The organism is Planococcus lenghuensis (assembly GCF_001999905.1).
GTDB lineage: Bacteria > Bacillota > Bacilli > Bacillales_A > Planococcaceae > Indiicoccus > Indiicoccus lenghuensis.
This window is the reverse complement of sequence record NZ_CP019640.1, coordinates 1,176,643-1,191,532: the sequence shown is the minus strand read 5'-3', so window position 1 is coordinate 1,191,532 and position 14,890 is coordinate 1,176,643. Positions and strand designations below refer to the sequence as shown.

Genomic DNA, 14,890 nt, shown 5'->3' with positions numbered 1-14,890 from the left:
ATGGCATTTCAAATATTATTAAACTTTTTCCTGGCTCTGGTGTGGATGTTCATGAGTGTTTCATTCACGTCAGCCACATTCATTATCGGCTACCTGCTCGGCTTGTTTCTGCTGATTCTGATGCGCCGGTTCTTTAATGAGCGGCTGTACCTGTTCCGGATATGGGCAGTTATATCCTTATTTTTCCTATTCATGAAAGAATTGTTCCTGTCAAGTGTCCAGGTATTTCTGCTGATTCTCAAGCCCCGGATGAATATCCGGCCTGCCATTTTTGAATATGACACTGTCTTAAAGTATGACTGGGAAATCACATTGCTGTCTCTGTTGATCACACTGACACCCGGTACACTCGTCCTTGCTGTTTCAGATGATCAAAAAAAGCTTTATATCCATGCGATCGATGCAGATGACATCGACGATGCAGTAAAAAGCATTCAGGATACCTTTGAAAAAGCGATACTGGAGGTGAGCCGTACATGATACTCTTTTTCTGGATTTCCCTTATCCTTGTGAGTCTCTCAGTCATTGGCCTGCTTATCCGGCTCATCAAGGGTCCCAGCGTTCCGGACCGGGTCGTCGCGCTTGATGCCATCGGAATTTCCCTGGTGTCAATCGTCGCACTGCTATCCCTGATTTTTGAAACGGAATTTTTTCTGGAAGTCATTTTGTTAATGAGCATTCTCGCATTTATCGGTACGGCAGCCTTCGCGAAGTTTTTGGAAAGAGGTGAGGTTTTTGACCGAAACAGCGATCGTTAATGGGCTCACGATTATATTCATCAGTTTAGGGGTGATATTCAGCCTGGTTACGGCTCTGGGGCTCATCCGGCTTCCGGACGTTTATACGCGTTCACACGCCTCTTCTAAAAGTGCGACACTGGGTGTCCTTGGCATACTGGCCGGAACGTTCATTTATTTTTGGCTGGCTGAAGGCCATATGAATTCCAGATTGATTCTTGCCATCATCTTTCTCTTTGTCACTTCTCCGCTTTCCGGTCATTTAATCGGCCGTTCTGCCTATATTTCTGGTGTGCAGCCAACAGATTTGACAGAGCATGATGCACTAAAGCAAGTAATTGCCGAAAAAAAACGGAAACAATAAAAGAGAGACTGACCGGATTCGTCAACAATCCCGGTCAGTCTCTCTTTGTTTATGGCGCTTTTCCTATTCCTCTGTTTCTGCCAGCTGTTCAACAAGCATTGCAAGTGTCCGGACCATGACTCCTGTCCCGCCTTTTGGGCCTAGGTCGTGGGCAGAAGCTGCGTTGGATGTACCGGCGATATCCAGATGGATCCATGGCGTATCTCCCACAAATTCACCGACAAATCCCCCGCCGAAAATCATGTGCCCGTCCCGGCCGGGTGAATTGTTCAAATCGGCTACATCGCTTTTCCGGAGACGTTTTCTATCATTTTCCGTGAGCGGAAGGCGCCAAACAAATTCGTCTGTTTCCACCGCCGCTTCCAGAAACGTTTCGAAAAATGCTTCATCATTCGTTAAAGCTCCCGTTTTATCCATTCCCAATGCCACGATGACACCGCCTGTCAGTGTCGCAACATTGACGATGCGGCTTGCCCCCAATTGCTTGGCATATGTTACGGCATCTGCCAATACAAGGCGGCCTTCTGCATCCGTGTTCAAAATTTCAATGGTTTTTCCGCTCAACGAGGTAATGACATCATCCGGTTTAAATGCATTGCCGGAGACCATGTTATCCGTCGAAGCAATAACAGCCATGACGTTCTTCTTGGGCTTCAACTCCCCAATAATCCGCATAGCGCCGAGCACAGCCGCAGCTCCGCCCATGTCCCCTTTCATCCCTACAATGCCGTCTTTGGGCTTCAGTGAATAGCCACCCGTATCAAATGTTATGCCTTTTCCGACAAGCGCCAACGGATCACTGAAGTCTTCCGTCGCTTTGTACTTTAAGACAATCAGACGCGGCTCTTCCACCGATCCTTGATTTACTGCCAGAATCGCACCCATTCCGCGTTCTTCCATTTCCTGCTTCCCTAAAATTTCCGTTTCAAAACCGTATTCATCCGCCAGTTCTTCTGCGTAAGCAGCCATCCGGACGGCCGTCAGCACGTTTGCTGGCATATTCACGAGTGTGCGGGCTTCGTTCACAGCATCAGCGAACACACTGCCGATCAGCGCAGCTGCCGCCGTTTCTTCAGCGTCAGCTGACGTAAGCAGAACAGCTTCTTCAGGAAATACTCCTTCTTCCGCGTTCGTTTTCAGCCCGCTGTACTGGTAACTGCCCATGCGAATGCCTTCCGTAGCCAAATAGGCAACATTGTCCGCTGTAATCGTTTCCGAGGTGAAGGAATCGATATGTATGGCAGCACGTACTGCTTTTTTCTTTTTTAAATGTTGGCCGGCCAGGCCGAACGCCGTGCGCAGTGTATCTTCCGTCAATTCTTTCCGCTCTCCAAGACCGATAAACAGTACGCGTGAAATTTCACCTGTCAGTGCCGGGTATTCCGTCAGCGCTTTCACTTCATCGGACAGACCATTTTCAATCCACCCGTTCAACCGGCCCTCAAATCGTTTTTCAATGTTTCCCCAGCCTGTTGTCTCTGCTGCCTGCCGGCTTAAGCCGACAATTAAAACATCCGCTTGGCAATCCTGCTGGTCTGTCAGTACTTCAATATTCATATTGTCACCCTCCTGCGTTAATTTACGTTAATAAGTGTATCATTTAGTGTTGAAAACCGGTAGTTCGATTCCCGAAACGCCTTACGGAGGTGTGAAGTACAGCGAAAGAATATGATATACTGTCCGTACTTGAAGGGAATGTGAGGGTTGATTCCAAATGGAGATCTTTTCTAATTCACCGTTATGGCTGGCGTTTTTTGCGATTCTGTTCGCACAATTCGTCAAAGTGCCGATTTATTTTATGGTCACCCGCCAATGGGACTGGTCATTGATCACATCGACCGGCGGCATGCCGAGTTCCCACTCCGCTGCAGTAACCGCTCTTACTACTGCTGTAGCTTATGAACATGGAACTGAATCCACGTTTTTTGCAATCGCAGCTATTTTCGCAGTAATCGTTATGTTCGATGCCACCGGTGTCCGTTTTCAGGCAGGGCAGCAGGCGGCAATCATTAATCAACTGCGCGCCGATCTCCATTTTTTCCTGGAAGAGAGCCGAACATGGGCCCAGAAAAAAGAAGAGGAAAAAATCGTAGAATTAAAAACTTTGCTTGGCCATAAACCGAGTGAAGTCTTCATAGGTGCATTGACAGGCATTTTTCTCTCAGTCACCTTTTATTGGATTAAATAAAAAAGCCGGAGCGGAAAGATTCCTTTCCGCTCCGGCCTTTTTATTATGAATCTAAAACATCCGATATCCCATTTTCCGCAATATCCGCATGACAATACCCGCAGTTACAGCCCCACCGAGACCGGCAGATAAAATTGCGACATCTGCTCCCGCAAGCGAGGCAGTCTTATCGCCAAGAAGCGCAAACGAATTGCCAGGATCAGCGAAGTAATCAAAAAAGCCGACTTCATCAATGATCAAGAGCACAACAATCGGATAAACAATTGCCATGAACCACGTCACACGCAGCAGCATATTCAATAGAAAACCAATACCGAAAAACATTACGAAAAACAGCAGCATCGAGATAATCAGCTGTACGATTGTCAGCGAGCCATCCATTCAATTTCAACCCCCGTCAGTTCCTTCATCAGTTTACCTGATAATCAGCGGTCTTTCAACGCAGCGACCGTTTGTTCACAACTTCGTCATGAATGACAGGACACCACTATCAGGAGCACATGTAAAGAGAGCTGCAAAGGATAAAACACAAGAAACCCACATCTTTCCGGCAATGCGACCACTGTCCGAAATGTCATACCCAGGGGGACGGATATGGCGTTTCACCAGTCAATCTGCAGGAAAGCTGTGAGTTTCTTTTTGTCTTAATAGGATGCTTTTAATATCCGGCCAGTCGGTAACCATTTCCATATCACTTACTGTTTTTTCCCGATCCCGAACAGCAGGTACACGTTTCAGAGCCACCGAGTCTTAATTGGAAGTATCCTTGGCCAGCGCAGTAAGGACATTCATGCGGGTTGGCTTTCTTTTTAAATGTCATGTTCATCTCTCCCGTCTTTTAGTTTATAATATTCTGATAATATAGCATGCATACTGGCTTGCTGCAACTGATAAAGTTTGACATGTAACCGAATACATTATGGTTTAACTCTTCTTATCTCGCTTTTTCGGTATTATTCATACTGTTTTGAAAAATAATTTATAGGAAGAATATCCGAATACCGCACCGGGATCAACGCCATCAATCACTTCAAATCCATCTTCAAGTACATATCCAGCCATTTCTTTCAGCATTACCGAGACTTCCTGTTCCCGCAGCAGTTGTTCCGGTGCCATCCACTTTGCTTCGTATACTTCCATCAGCTGCGGATTGAGCATTTGCGTCTCATCTGCCACCTTAAGAAGAAAGATCGCCATATTATCACTTACTTCTCCCTTAATTACACCAGAGCGGAAACCAATCATTCCAAACGGTTCGGTAAAAATGCCTGTCTCTTCCTTCACTTCTCTAACGCCCGCTTCATCAATTGTTTCCCCGGGCTGAACAAACCCCGCAGGCAGTGACCATTTCCCTTTCAATCCACTGTAGCGTTTTTTGACGACCAACCAGTCTCCCGTCCGGTTCATCACTAAGCCGGCTACACCAAGCCATACATTTCCTCTCTTGCTGTCTGCCATATCGCTCTGCTCCTCCTCATACAAAAAAGCCCCCGCAAGCGGGGACCGGTTCACTGATCAAAATACGTTCAATTTTCCTTTTTTCATGACCAGGCCAAATCCGCCGATCATCAGTAAGGCGCGGTTATCAATCATTTTCTTAAGAAATGCCGCTTTTTTCCCTGTCACTTTCCGGTCGAACGCAACACCGATTGCATCATGCTCGCCAAGAGAGCATACGGTTCCCTTCAGATCCGGATGGAATGCATGTGTTTCGTCTCCTCTTGAAAGCGCAGCAATGTTTTTCGCAGCCTGTTCTGCCTGCTGAAGCGCGATTTGAGCTGTTGGCGGGTAAGGACGATTGATCTCTTCATTGATCATCAGTGCACAGTCTCCGACAATAAAGACATCCGGATATCCAGGTGCCCGGAGATCTTTCTCCACTTTTACGCGTGCACGGTTGCTTTCAATCGATGTTTCTTCGATCAGTCGGTTGCCACGAATTCCCGCTGCCCAGACAACAGTACCGGCTTTGATGAATTCCGTAGTATCTTCACCTTTTTTAATCATGACGCCTTCAGGTGTCGCTTCAACTACCGGCGTACCGATGGAGAACTCAATACCTCTTGCTTCAAGCTGACCGACCGCATACTTCACCAAGGCTTCGTCGAAACCAGGAAGTACCATCGGCGCAGCTTCCACACAAAGAATCCGGACTTTTTCCCGCGGAATATCAAATTCCTTGCACAGTTCCGGAATCCGGTTTGCCAGTTCACCCAAGTACTCGATACCTGTAAATCCAGCTCCGCCGACAACGATTGTCAGACGGCTATCATCCTTCACTTCTTCTGTTGTCCACAATGCGAACTGATAATCAATATGTTCACGGATATATGTGGCAGCCCGTACATTAGCGATGGAAAGCGCATATTTGTCAAGACCCGGAATGCCAAACGTCTCGCCTTCAAAACCGAGTGCAACCACCAGATAATCATAAGAGAAGTCGCCCGCGTCTGTAGTCACCCGTTTACCATCTACGTCGATTCCTTCGACTGTGGCTTTAACAAACTTCACTTTCACGCTGTCAATCACATCTTTGATGTCATAACGGACTTCTTCAGGCAGAAGCGTGCCTGCTGCAGCTTCATGGAGCCACGTCGTCTCGTAATGATAGTCATTTTTATTGATTAGCGTAATATCCGCTTCATCTGTTCCGAATTCTTTCTGAAGCTCGATAGCGGTTTTCAATCCACCGTATCCCGCTCCCAGTATTAAGACTGACGGTCTTTTCAACACAAGCGCAACCACCTTTAAATTGTTTTTAACAATGGAAAATACGTTTTCCGATCTGTTTCGTCATGTTTTTCGACGAATTTCCCATCTTCTATATTAGCCTTTTTACTGCCTGATTTCAATAAAATGTTGAACCATCATGCAAGCAGAAAACAGCGAAAAGACCGGCGCGCAGCCGGTCTCGGAATCAGCAGTTTTCAGGTGAGCCTTTTTTGGTGGCTGTACGGAAGCTTGTTCCGCAGCCGCATGATGCGATGGCGTTCGGGTTTTCAATCGTGAATCCGCCGCCCATCAGCGATTGTTTGTAATCGATGACCGTCCCGTTCAGAATGCCGGCATCATCTTTAGCTATTACAATTTGCAGACCATGCTGTTCGTACAGGTCGTCTGTCTCGCCTTGTGCTTTCTCAAATCCCATGCCATATGTCAGTCCGCTGCAGCCGCCGCCTTTTACAGCAACCCGGAGGAATGCGCCTTCTTCTTCATTATGTCGCATCATTTCCTTTACCCGGTAAGAAGCTGCTTCAGTGATTTCCACAATTTGTGTCACAATTATCACTCCTCTTATGGGTTATGATACCAATTCTGTTGCACCTTTATCAAGAACGTCATCTTATGATGAATATATCTGTTAATATTCCGCAAAAAAGCTCCATATTCTTTTACAGCGAAAAAGATCAACATTGTTCTTTAACAGAACCAATTGAAAAAAAGAGCCACGAAGGCTCCTGTCATTAAAATACTTGTTCTACTTCCACAACGCCCGGCACTTCTTCAAGAAGAGCCCGTTCAATGCCGGCTTTCAATGTAATTGTTGAGCTCGGGCAGCTGCCGCATGCACCGAGGAGCCGGAGTCTTACAATTCCATCCTCCACGTCAACGAGTTCACAATCCCCACCATCCCGCAAAAGAAATGGACGCAATTTATCTAGAACTTCCTGTACTTGATCTTCCATTACAGCTTCAGTCATCCTTATCGACTCCTTTCCTTATAATCATTATAATGTGATTAAGCAGAAAAATCCATTCTGTAAATCAAAGGAGATGCAAAAAAATGCCGAAAGAACTTTTAATTGAAGTGTACGGAGCAGAAACCGTCTGCGCCAGCTGCGTGAACGCGCCTTCTTCTGCCGATACATTCGAGTGGCTGCAGGCAGCCATCACCCGAAAATACCCTGAACAGCAATTTTCAATTGACTATATCGATATTGAGAAACCGCAGGCGGATGACCGGAAGCAGGAAATCATCCGGCAGATCCTGGACGACGAATTCTTTTATCCGCTTGTCCTGATTGAAGGCGAAGTCGCCGGCGAAGGCTATATCCAGCTGAAGCCCATCTCCCGGGAATTGGAGAAACACGGATTTATACCAGTAAACCAGCAGTGAGCTCATTGCTGGTTTTTTTCATCCATTATGCCATTTGCAAGAGATAGTATTTAAACTTTCTTTCACACTCTTTGATTTTACTGGTTTACCTTTAATTATGAGGATTGTTAATATCTAAGATATTAATCGTATGGTCTTGAAAGGCTGATGCCCCTTTGTCTTCAACACTTTTTTCCGCAGCTGCACAAATAGATTGACATAGTTTTTCTACGTCTATTCTTACAGATTTGGTTTTTGTCCCCTTAGTATCCATTGATAATGCGTCGGTCCATGATGAACCAAAGGAATCGACACCACCTAATGATAGTCCTAATTTATAGGTATAGACAAAGTCATCGTCTTCTTTTTCTCCCCATGGATCTACATCAGTATTTCCTGCATGGAGGAATGCGCATCGCAAGTGCCAGCACATTTCCCCTGTGAAGAAGGGATTAACTGCTTTAAGATCATCTCCTGTCCACCCTGTATCATCTGCATAATACTGGCTTACTCGCTCATTAAACCACGTTGAATATTTATATTTAAATTCTGGGTATTCAACTTTCCCACAGATGTCAGGTATTGTCAGGGCTAGCGCAAGTGCAGATAAATAGTTCCGGTTTTCCAAAGCCTGTTTAATGTCTTCTATCTTTTCTAACAAAGCTTTCTCTCCCCTTTCCACTACCACTCTTCTGCAAACACTCTTCTGCAAAAGAGGGAGAATTCCTGCATTCCAGTCATGAAAAAAGGGCCTACTGTAGCAAGCCCCTTTTTTAGGCTGTTAATTCCTCATTTACACCTCATTTAACCGTGAGCCTCTCTACGACGGCACCCTAAATGTCCGTTGTATTTCAACTATGCATATCTTTGAAAGTAAATGTGTTGCTTTCTCTACCCGACTCATCTCCTCTCCAATTTTGATTTTTATCCATCTCTTTTATAACGAATTCCGTTATTTTGTCTCCAATAACCTTCCACATTTACTTCCAAAGCCATAGCAATAACGCCCAATTGCTTTTTATCATTTTTTGCTTTGCCATTTTCCATACCATTATAAGCCATATGTAATCGCTAGAATTAAATTGACAGTTACCGCTAATCTTCAGTTTCTTTGCTAATTGTAACTGCGTTTCACCTTTCCCCTTACGAATCTTCTTTAAATTCTTGTGTATCATTCTCTCCGATCCTAAAATAACGTTATTCATTACAGCAACTATATTAACCTAATTTGTTAGTGCCTACTTATTTTCTAACGAATTATCAGTTACCGTTACTTTCGTATCCAATTCCGTAAATTATTGGTATATTATTAGTAGAAGGGAGTGTGAATAGTGCACACAGGAGATAGGGTTAAGAAACATAGAAAACAGGCCAGATTAACACAAAAACAATTAGCAAATAAAGTTAATGTTTCTTCTCAAGTTGTCTCCAATTAGGAACGCTCCTACACCACTCCGGATTTTGATGATGTAAAAGCCTTTTCTGTAGCCTTGGAATGTTCTATCGATGAACTCTTAGGCCGTTAACAAGCTTTATCCAACACCCGCTCTATCAATGGGCAACAGATTGACCTGGAAACACTCACTCCCGACCAACGGCTTGTAATCGAGTGGGCGATGCAGCATGAGGATTTATCGTTTAAGGATCAGCCGGATAGTATTTATGGATTGATTAAACTGATTCGAAATGTAAAGTCGAATTTTGAGGATGGACAGCGAAAGCTAGATGAAGAGTCAGGAGGAGAAGGAATTTGAATAAAAACGATAAGGGAAACGAAAAAGATAAAAATGGCAGTGATAAGAAAAACGGTTGTTTTGGCTGTATAGGTTGTCTCGGTATTATCTTCCTTATTCTTTTGATTTTTAGCGCTTGTGGTGCTTTTACAACTGAAGAAGAACCTGAAGAAGAAATTGAAACGGTTGCTATAGAGGAAGAGGATTCTATAGAAGAAGCGTTTGAACCAGAAGAGGAAGTTATGGAAGAACCAGTCGAAGAAGAACCGAATCCGACCGTTACTACTGACTCTGATAGGGACTGTGGTTATTTTGCGACTTCTGAAGACCTTATAGCGTTCTGGAATGAAAATGACTATGCAGCTGACAATGACCCACATGATCTTGACGTTGATGAAGATGGACTTCCTTGTGAAGTTACCCAAGATGACTATGATCGTTTCTTGGAAAACAAAGCTGCGCAGACGGTGGAGGAACCAGAAGTTGATGAAGATAAAGTGACCGAAGAACCGGGGGCAGTTGAGGAACCAGAGGTTGTGGAAGAACCGATTGAAGAAGAACCCGAAGTAGTTGAAGAGCCAGTCGAGCCAGAGCCCGAACCGACTCCAAGTATCTCTTATGATAACTGTACCGAAGTTCGCGAGGCTGGTGCTGATCCGATTTATGCCGGCGATCCAGGTTTCGGCGAACATCTGGACCGTGACGGAGATGGTGTTGCTTGTGAATAATACTGGTATACAGATCTATTTAACGATATCAGAGTATTATCTTTGAAAAAATCAAAGTAAATGAATCAATTTCATAATTACGAAGCCTCGCGGCTCTAAGGCGGTAAGAAGTGAAAAAAGGAGCACCTCCCCAAATCCTGTATAATGGACGTCACCACAACACACCAAAACAGGAGGGAAAGCGCTCTATGCCTATTATAAGACAAGATAACCTGTTTGACATGCAGGAATTATTCGAAATGGCACCTACCCACCGGTTCAATACCATTTTTTCGACATTGGAACTGGGTCCGCTTCTTCGCATCTTTGATAAAAAGACCCATCGAGGGGCTCCTCGGGAACTGAATTACGGCGCCATGATCTATTCGTTGATCGCTCGTGTGGTGGAGCGAATTCCGACGATTAAACTGTTGGTTAAACGCCTGGGGCAAGACCCGTTCTTCCGGTTCGACTGTGGATTTCTGTTATCTGATGACGTGCCATCTGAATCTTCCTATTCCCGGATGATCGCAGCGATCAGCGAGACGGATGCATTGGCGGCCATCCAGGATGTCCTGGTCGCACAAGCCATCCAGGAAGGCTTCATTACGGAAGAATCGCTGGCGATTGATGCGACTCATTTTGAAGCGCGTGACAAAGCGATCGCTTCAACCAAAAAAGAGAAGCCTGCCCCGAAGAAACCTGGACGCAAGTCCAAGAGTGAACGAGATGCCTGGCTTGCCGAACAGAAAGCACAGGAAGAAGCCAAGACTCTTTACGAAAAAGAGATGATCCATCTGCTGGATGAATCGGCCGACACATTGGTGCGCGAGATGCCGATTGCCCCCAAATGGGGCATTAAGAAAAACAGCGACGGCAAGAACACGTTCTGGTTTGGACAGAAGGCGCACCTCGCCGTCAGTACCGAAAGCCAATACATTATCAGTGGGCTCATGAGTTCCGGCAGCCTCAATGACGGAAAAGCTGCGATTCCACTTCTGAAACAGATAGAAATATGAGCAGCTGCGCCGGATGGAACTTCACGCTGTCATCGCCTATAACCCACGTCAAGAGGGGGAAGTGCTTGGATTCAATGAGCACTTTGCGCCCACTTGTGTCCGGGAACATGCGTATCGGTATGACAGTTTCGATGCTAAATATGAGACCCTGAAATACACCCGGCCACATGAATGCGCCACTTGTCCCTTGCGGCAGGATTCCCTTTGCCAGAAAGTCTATAAAATCAAAAGGTCGATCGACCTTCGGAAGTATACCATGCCGGCCAGAGGTTCCGTGAAATGGGCTATCGCTTACAAGACGCGGGGAGCCGTCGAGCGGGTCAACGCCTATCTGAAACAATCCTTCGACTTGAACAATGTGCGGCATCGCACCGGCAAAAAAGCAAAAATTCATTTTCAATTGGTTATACTCGTCTACAATGCCTGCCGGATGGCAGCCGATCGGCTGAAATCAGTTAATGAAGTGAGTAAAGCCGCTGCCTGATTCTTATCCGACGATAGAAGCTGTTTCTTTTTTGTCTAGAAGTAACGGGAACTTGCGAGACTCCTGCGGAACAACTGGCTGGCAAGATCCCGCCGCACGGAACGGGCGGTGAGGCTTGCTGGTCAGTCCGCGGAAAGCGAGCGGGTTCCCGTCCGCCCAACTTTTTGGTGAATTCATAAATCTATTTTTTTAGAGGAAAAATGATCAGAAAAGCAGTTTGCACTTTTTTAAACAGGCGATTTATGAAATTAGCTCAAATATCTACTGTTATTGACGTCTGATTTTGTCTGGAAATTGACGGTTCTTTTTGTCCCCAACCTGACGGTTTCTTTGTCCGGAAAAATAGAGAAAAACGAGGGGGAACTAGGCCAGTTCTCCCTCGATCACTTTCTTCACCATCCGGTCGTCGATGATGCGATTTCCATTCTGCGCCGCAAACAACAGGCAATGCGTTGCCAGCTTGTTGATGAGGCGCGACGCACCACTCGAATAGCTGAACACCTCATCAATCGCGGATTCGCTGAAGATATCCCGTCCGACACCTGAGAAGGAAAGATGTTTGTTCATGTACTGTTCGGTCTCCGCCCGGTCAAGATGATGCAGCCGGAATTGGATATCAATCCGCTGGCGGATAGCTGCGAAGGATTGGAGCTGAAGGCGCTCCCACAGTTCGTTCTGCCCGACCATGATCAGCGCCATCGGACTCTGGGCATCCATGCGGAAGTTCAGGAGGAACCGCACCTCTTCCAACATCTCCCGGTCGAGTAAGTGGGCTTCATCCACCACACAGACGGGCGTCAGCTTATGGATGCCTTTCATCAGTTCGATTTCGCGATGCAGTTGCCGCTTGGCATCGCCCCGATAAAACTTGGACTCGAGTCCCAATTGTTCCAACAGCCCCTTATAGAAATGCCGGGGCGTCAACTTTGAGTCTGACAGATAAAGCAGCTTAAAGCGCGAAGGATCCAGTTGATCCGTAAACCGGCGGATGGCGGTGGTCTTTCCGAGTCCGCATTCACCGGTCATGACCGCGAAGAGCTGCCGTTCTGCGGCATAGTTCAGCCGGCCAAGGATTTCTTCCAGCTGATTCGATTCGTACAATTCGGCGGTCGGGATGTCCCGGGAGAACGGCGTGGCACGCATCTCAAAGAACGATTCAAACATGTTCCGCACCCCCTTTTCCGATGTGACGGAAGCTCACGGCCGGCACACTCGGTGTCACGGCAGCTGCCTTGCGGTCCGCGTTCACTTTTTTGGCCCCTTGCAGGAGGCGAGATGAACCGGCAGGTTCTTTCGTCATCTTTTCCGGTAGCGCTGGTCGCTTCCCAGTCTTCTCGGTGATGACCATTTCCCGCGCTTTCCAGCTATCATAACCTGGATAGTCGACGGTCAGTTCGCGGGTGTCCTGCGGATCAAACGTAATTTCCACCTTGCAGCCGACAAAGTTGAGACCGACTTCATATTTGCGGTCCTGGAAACTGATGCAGCCCGATTTATCGACTTTCCGCGTCTCCGCATGCAGGAAGGCATGGGCCAGCTCTTCGGCTGAGACCGAACGGAGCTGGGTCGATTCGTTGCGAAACGCTTCAAATGGCGTCTTGCCGTCCAGTGCGCTGTGTGGTTTGTGGGCGTAGCGCTCTTTCACCCAGACATCCAACCAGCCGTTCAGTTCATCGACGGTCTTCGGTTCTTCGAGTCGCACTTCCTGCAGGAACTCGTCAAAGGTTCGATTGAACCGCTCGACCTTGCCGGTCGATTCTGGTGAATAGGGGCGGGCATATAAAAGCCGTGTGCCGAGCTTGGAACAGGTTCGCGCCATCCATTTGGTGCGATATTGCTTGCCGTTGTCGAAGTAGACGCTCTCCGGTACCCCATGCTTCCGGATGGATTCACGAAATGCATCTTCCACGCAGCGCGCATCCAACATCGGATAGAATGCCACATGGAGCGGGAAGCGGGTCGCATCATCCAGGAACGCCACCATGTAGACCTGTTTCTTCGTCCCGTTTGGCCCGATCGGCAGGTAGGGTCCGTATTTGATATCCGAATGCCAGAGGGCATTCCGACGGCGTTTCTGAAATCGCCGCACGGCGCCCGATGTCTCATGATACATTTTCATCTGACGGGCGCTATACCCTTGTTTTGACAGGCGTTCCTGTAACGTGCTGCGCTTCAATTCGCCTTTTGCGACGACACCGTCCCACTCAAGAATCTGGATAATCGAGGCGATGCTCCGGCTCGGAACCTCTCGTCTCAGGAGGATTGCCTGCTCCACCACGTGATCTTGAAGCTCCCGGGGAACCGAACGGTATGGTTTCTGCTTCAGCCCTTCAAAGCCTTCCTTCTTGAACTGCGCGACGTAGCGTCGGATGGTGCGTTCGGAGAGGCCGTGCCGCTCACAGATTTGCCGGCGGAGCTTTTGCAGTTCCTGGGCATCCAACTTTTCATTCAATAGAGGCGCAATCATCTGAAACCGATGGGTTGCGAGTTCTTCCGCTTTTGTCCTTGCCACTTTCAACACTCCTTCTTGTTCGGATAGTTGAAGTGTAATTCACGGACTGTTGGACAAAAAGGCAGAACGGGTATGTATCCAAAAATGATGGTTGGCAACCGGGCGGACAATCTTTGCCAGCCATCCGCCTTCTGCACCAAACCATTGTCCAATTCGCTCATGCGCAGGCAGCTTCCGACTGGACAGGTCGATCGCTGAGGTCTCATTTTCCCGGAACTGGATGAAGAGAGATTGAAGGATAAAGAGCCAGTAATCGATCAGATCAAAGAACCAATACCGCCAACGATAAAGGGTCGATTCATCAGCTGCCACCGTCAGGTGGCCAGTGGGGCGGGTCGCCTCCTCGATGACATCCGCACCGTATCGTTTATAGGGCACAATCACATCCGGTAATTCATGATGGATCTTTTCACATCCCCTGCAGCGCAACCGTCTAATGATGAATGTACGGGATTCACCGCTGTCTTCTCTTACTTTCCGTTCTCTGGAGCCAATGACCTTGTACGCTGTATGACTGCAACAGGGACAAGGAACCTTTTCTGCACACCTAATAAAAAACGCCTTTCGAGGTGCATTCTTCTATGTTATAATGAGAGACGATTATCATATCATGTCAAGAGACGTCTCCCGTCGAGCTACTGGTAATAGCCGACACCAAGGGAGGCGTCTTTTCCTTTCTTCAGGATCGTTAAGGACATTATATCCGTCAATTCCTGGACAAACAATACCATCAACTTTTGGACATTATGAAATAGCATTAACAATCTACTATTAACCCACTTTCTTAAAGTGGGTTTTTCTGTATAATTTATCGGAACGTTTATTCTAAATGAATGGACAGCACAACCTATACAAACAACAACCTAGAAGAATACATTGGATCACTTTACCAGACCATCGGCATTGATTATCCCCATAGCCTGAATCCTGACTTTAATGCCGACCGCCTTGGATTGGCTATCGCAACCATGTTCTATCCTGCCATGCTGATTGGCAAGGTCATTGCACTCGACAGCCAGCGCACGGAGACTCAGCAACGATAGGAATTTA

The 14,890-nt window shown here is 47.0% G+C and carries 19 protein-coding genes and 1 pseudogene; 7 read left to right on the top strand and 13 right to left on the bottom strand.

The features are described from left to right. The 3 genes from B0X71_RS06120 to mnhG are packed head-to-tail and all read left to right on the top strand — an operon-like array spanning position 1 to position 1,101. Positions 1-480: a Na+/H+ antiporter subunit E gene (locus B0X71_RS06120; protein WP_077588597.1), complete on the top strand. Its 480-nt coding sequence runs from the start codon at positions 1-3 to the stop codon at positions 478-480. Then, positions 477-758, top strand: coding sequence for a Na(+)/H(+) antiporter subunit F1 (locus tag B0X71_RS06115; protein WP_077588596.1), 282 nt, complete (start codon positions 477-479; stop codon positions 756-758). The genes B0X71_RS06120 and B0X71_RS06115 overlap by 4 nt, the downstream gene beginning before the upstream one ends. After that, a complete protein-coding gene (gene mnhG, locus B0X71_RS06110; RefSeq protein WP_077588595.1) occupies positions 736-1,101 on the top strand; it encodes a monovalent cation/H(+) antiporter subunit G in 366 nt (121 codons plus the stop codon). Before B0X71_RS06115 ends, mnhG begins: the two co-directional genes overlap by 23 nt. Positions 1,102-1,164: 63 nt before the next feature. Here mnhG and B0X71_RS06105 read toward each other — a convergent pair whose 3' ends face one another. Then, positions 1,165-2,658: a leucyl aminopeptidase gene (locus B0X71_RS06105; protein WP_077588594.1), complete on the bottom strand. Its 1,494-nt coding sequence runs from the start codon at positions 2,656-2,658 to the stop codon at positions 1,165-1,167. Between the two features lie 157 nt (positions 2,659-2,815). Here B0X71_RS06105 and B0X71_RS06100 point away from each other — a divergent pair, with 157 nt between their 5' ends. Continuing rightward, on the top strand, positions 2,816-3,289 hold the full coding sequence (locus tag B0X71_RS06100) for a divergent PAP2 family protein (protein WP_077588593.1): 474 nt from the start codon (positions 2,816-2,818) through the stop codon (positions 3,287-3,289). Positions 3,290-3,340: 51 nt separating this feature from the next. Here B0X71_RS06100 and B0X71_RS06095 read toward each other — a convergent pair whose 3' ends face one another. The 6 genes from B0X71_RS06095 to B0X71_RS06075 form a co-directional block, all read right to left on the bottom strand. Next, positions 3,341-3,670 carry a YuiB family protein gene (locus tag B0X71_RS06095; protein WP_077588592.1) on the bottom strand — a complete coding sequence of 110 codons (330 nt, stop codon included), beginning with the start codon at positions 3,668-3,670 and terminating at the stop codon, positions 3,341-3,343. A gap of 310 nt (positions 3,671-3,980) precedes the next feature. Beyond that, positions 3,981-4,109, bottom strand: coding sequence for a YuiA family protein (locus B0X71_RS21210; protein ID WP_198038696.1), 129 nt, complete (start codon positions 4,107-4,109; stop codon positions 3,981-3,983). 137 nt (positions 4,110-4,246) lie between these two features. Next, positions 4,247-4,747 carry an NUDIX domain-containing protein gene (locus tag B0X71_RS06090; RefSeq protein ID WP_077588591.1) on the bottom strand — a complete coding sequence of 167 codons (501 nt, stop codon included), beginning with the start codon at positions 4,745-4,747 and terminating at the stop codon, positions 4,247-4,249. 57 nt (positions 4,748-4,804) lie between these two features. Beyond that, complete coding sequence (locus tag B0X71_RS06085; protein WP_077590916.1) at positions 4,805-6,019, bottom strand: NAD(P)/FAD-dependent oxidoreductase; 1,215 nt, start codon at positions 6,017-6,019, stop codon at positions 4,805-4,807. A gap of 187 nt (positions 6,020-6,206) precedes the next feature. Next, positions 6,207-6,569, bottom strand: coding sequence for a HesB/IscA family protein (locus tag B0X71_RS06080; RefSeq protein WP_077588590.1), 363 nt, complete (start codon positions 6,567-6,569; stop codon positions 6,207-6,209). Between the two features lie 184 nt (positions 6,570-6,753). Next, positions 6,754-6,990, bottom strand: coding sequence for a NifU family protein (locus B0X71_RS06075; protein ID WP_077588589.1), 237 nt, complete (start codon positions 6,988-6,990; stop codon positions 6,754-6,756). 83 nt (positions 6,991-7,073) lie between these two features. Here B0X71_RS06075 and B0X71_RS06070 point away from each other — a divergent pair, with 83 nt between their 5' ends. Continuing rightward, the gene (locus B0X71_RS06070) at positions 7,074-7,406 is read left to right on the top strand and encodes a YuzD family protein (protein WP_077588588.1); all 333 of its coding nucleotides are present in this window, start codon (positions 7,074-7,076) and stop codon (positions 7,404-7,406) included. A 91-nt stretch (positions 7,407-7,497) separates the two neighbouring features. Here the strand turns inward: B0X71_RS06070 and B0X71_RS06065 are convergent, their stop codons facing one another. Beyond that, the gene (locus B0X71_RS06065; protein ID WP_077590915.1) at positions 7,498-8,046 is read right to left on the bottom strand and encodes a hypothetical protein; all 549 of its coding nucleotides are present in this window, start codon (positions 8,044-8,046) and stop codon (positions 7,498-7,500) included. A gap of 263 nt (positions 8,047-8,309) precedes the next feature. Beyond that, positions 8,310-8,447, bottom strand: a complete 138-nt coding sequence (locus B0X71_RS20845; protein ID WP_156889803.1) for a hypothetical protein — start codon at positions 8,445-8,447, stop codon at positions 8,310-8,312. 688 nt (positions 8,448-9,135) lie between these two features. Between B0X71_RS20845 and B0X71_RS06055 the strand changes: the two genes are divergently transcribed. Together B0X71_RS06055 and B0X71_RS06050 are read left to right on the top strand one after the other, a co-directional pair. Then, positions 9,136-9,846: an excalibur calcium-binding domain-containing protein gene (locus tag B0X71_RS06055; protein WP_232336799.1), complete on the top strand. Its 711-nt coding sequence runs from the start codon at positions 9,136-9,138 to the stop codon at positions 9,844-9,846. A gap of 188 nt (positions 9,847-10,034) precedes the next feature. Next, positions 10,035-11,328, top strand: a pseudogene (locus B0X71_RS06050) (transposase). Between the two features lie 363 nt (positions 11,329-11,691). Here B0X71_RS06050 and B0X71_RS06045 read toward each other — a convergent pair. The 4 genes from B0X71_RS06045 to B0X71_RS21550 form a co-directional block, all read right to left on the bottom strand. Next, positions 11,692-12,492, bottom strand: coding sequence for an ExeA family protein (locus B0X71_RS06045; protein WP_077588586.1), 801 nt, complete (start codon positions 12,490-12,492; stop codon positions 11,692-11,694). Further along, positions 12,485-13,840 carry a DDE-type integrase/transposase/recombinase gene (locus tag B0X71_RS06040; protein ID WP_156889802.1) on the bottom strand — a complete coding sequence of 452 codons (1,356 nt, stop codon included), beginning with the start codon at positions 13,838-13,840 and terminating at the stop codon, positions 12,485-12,487. Before B0X71_RS06040 ends, B0X71_RS06045 begins: the two co-directional genes overlap by 8 nt. A gap of 39 nt (positions 13,841-13,879) precedes the next feature. Further along, positions 13,880-14,392 (bottom strand): DUF6431 domain-containing protein, encoded by a 513-nt coding sequence (locus B0X71_RS06035; RefSeq protein WP_077588584.1) that lies wholly within the window; start codon positions 14,390-14,392, stop codon positions 13,880-13,882. A gap of 83 nt (positions 14,393-14,475) precedes the next feature. Further along, the gene (locus tag B0X71_RS21550) at positions 14,476-14,598 is read right to left on the bottom strand and encodes a hypothetical protein (RefSeq protein ID WP_269750083.1); all 123 of its coding nucleotides are present in this window, start codon (positions 14,596-14,598) and stop codon (positions 14,476-14,478) included. Positions 14,599-14,890: the final 292 nt, after the last annotated feature.

Excerpts from the sequence above, each read along its gene's own strand:
- B0X71_RS21210 (WP_198038696.1), bottom strand. The coding sequence starts at position 4,109 with ATGACATTTAAAAAGAAAGCCAACCCGCATGAATGTCCTTACTGCGCT.
- B0X71_RS06045 (WP_077588586.1), bottom strand. The coding sequence starts at position 12,492 with ATGTTTGAATCGTTCTTTGAGATGCGTGCCACGCCGTTCTCCCGGGAC.
- B0X71_RS06075 (WP_077588589.1), bottom strand. The coding sequence starts at position 6,990 with ATGACTGAAGCTGTAATGGAAGATCAAGTACAGGAAGTTCTAGATAAA.
- B0X71_RS06120 (WP_077588597.1), top strand. The coding sequence starts at position 1 with ATGGCATTTCAAATATTATTAAACTTTTTCCTGGCTCTGGTGTGGATG.
- B0X71_RS06105 (WP_077588594.1), bottom strand. The coding sequence starts at position 2,658 with ATGAATATTGAAGTACTGACAGACCAGCAGGATTGCCAAGCGGATGTT.
- B0X71_RS06090 (WP_077588591.1), bottom strand. The coding sequence starts at position 4,747 with ATGGCAGACAGCAAGAGAGGAAATGTATGGCTTGGTGTAGCCGGCTTA.
- B0X71_RS21550 (WP_269750083.1), bottom strand. The coding sequence starts at position 14,598 with ATGCTATTTCATAATGTCCAAAAGTTGATGGTATTGTTTGTCCAGGAA.
- B0X71_RS20845 (WP_156889803.1), bottom strand. The coding sequence starts at position 8,447 with ATGGCTTATAATGGTATGGAAAATGGCAAAGCAAAAAATGATAAAAAG.
- B0X71_RS06100 (WP_077588593.1), top strand. The coding sequence starts at position 2,816 with ATGGAGATCTTTTCTAATTCACCGTTATGGCTGGCGTTTTTTGCGATT.
- B0X71_RS06115 (WP_077588596.1), top strand. The coding sequence starts at position 477 with ATGATACTCTTTTTCTGGATTTCCCTTATCCTTGTGAGTCTCTCAGTC.
- B0X71_RS06070 (WP_077588588.1), top strand. The coding sequence starts at position 7,074 with ATGCCGAAAGAACTTTTAATTGAAGTGTACGGAGCAGAAACCGTCTGC.
- B0X71_RS06095 (WP_077588592.1), bottom strand. The coding sequence starts at position 3,670 with ATGGATGGCTCGCTGACAATCGTACAGCTGATTATCTCGATGCTGCTG.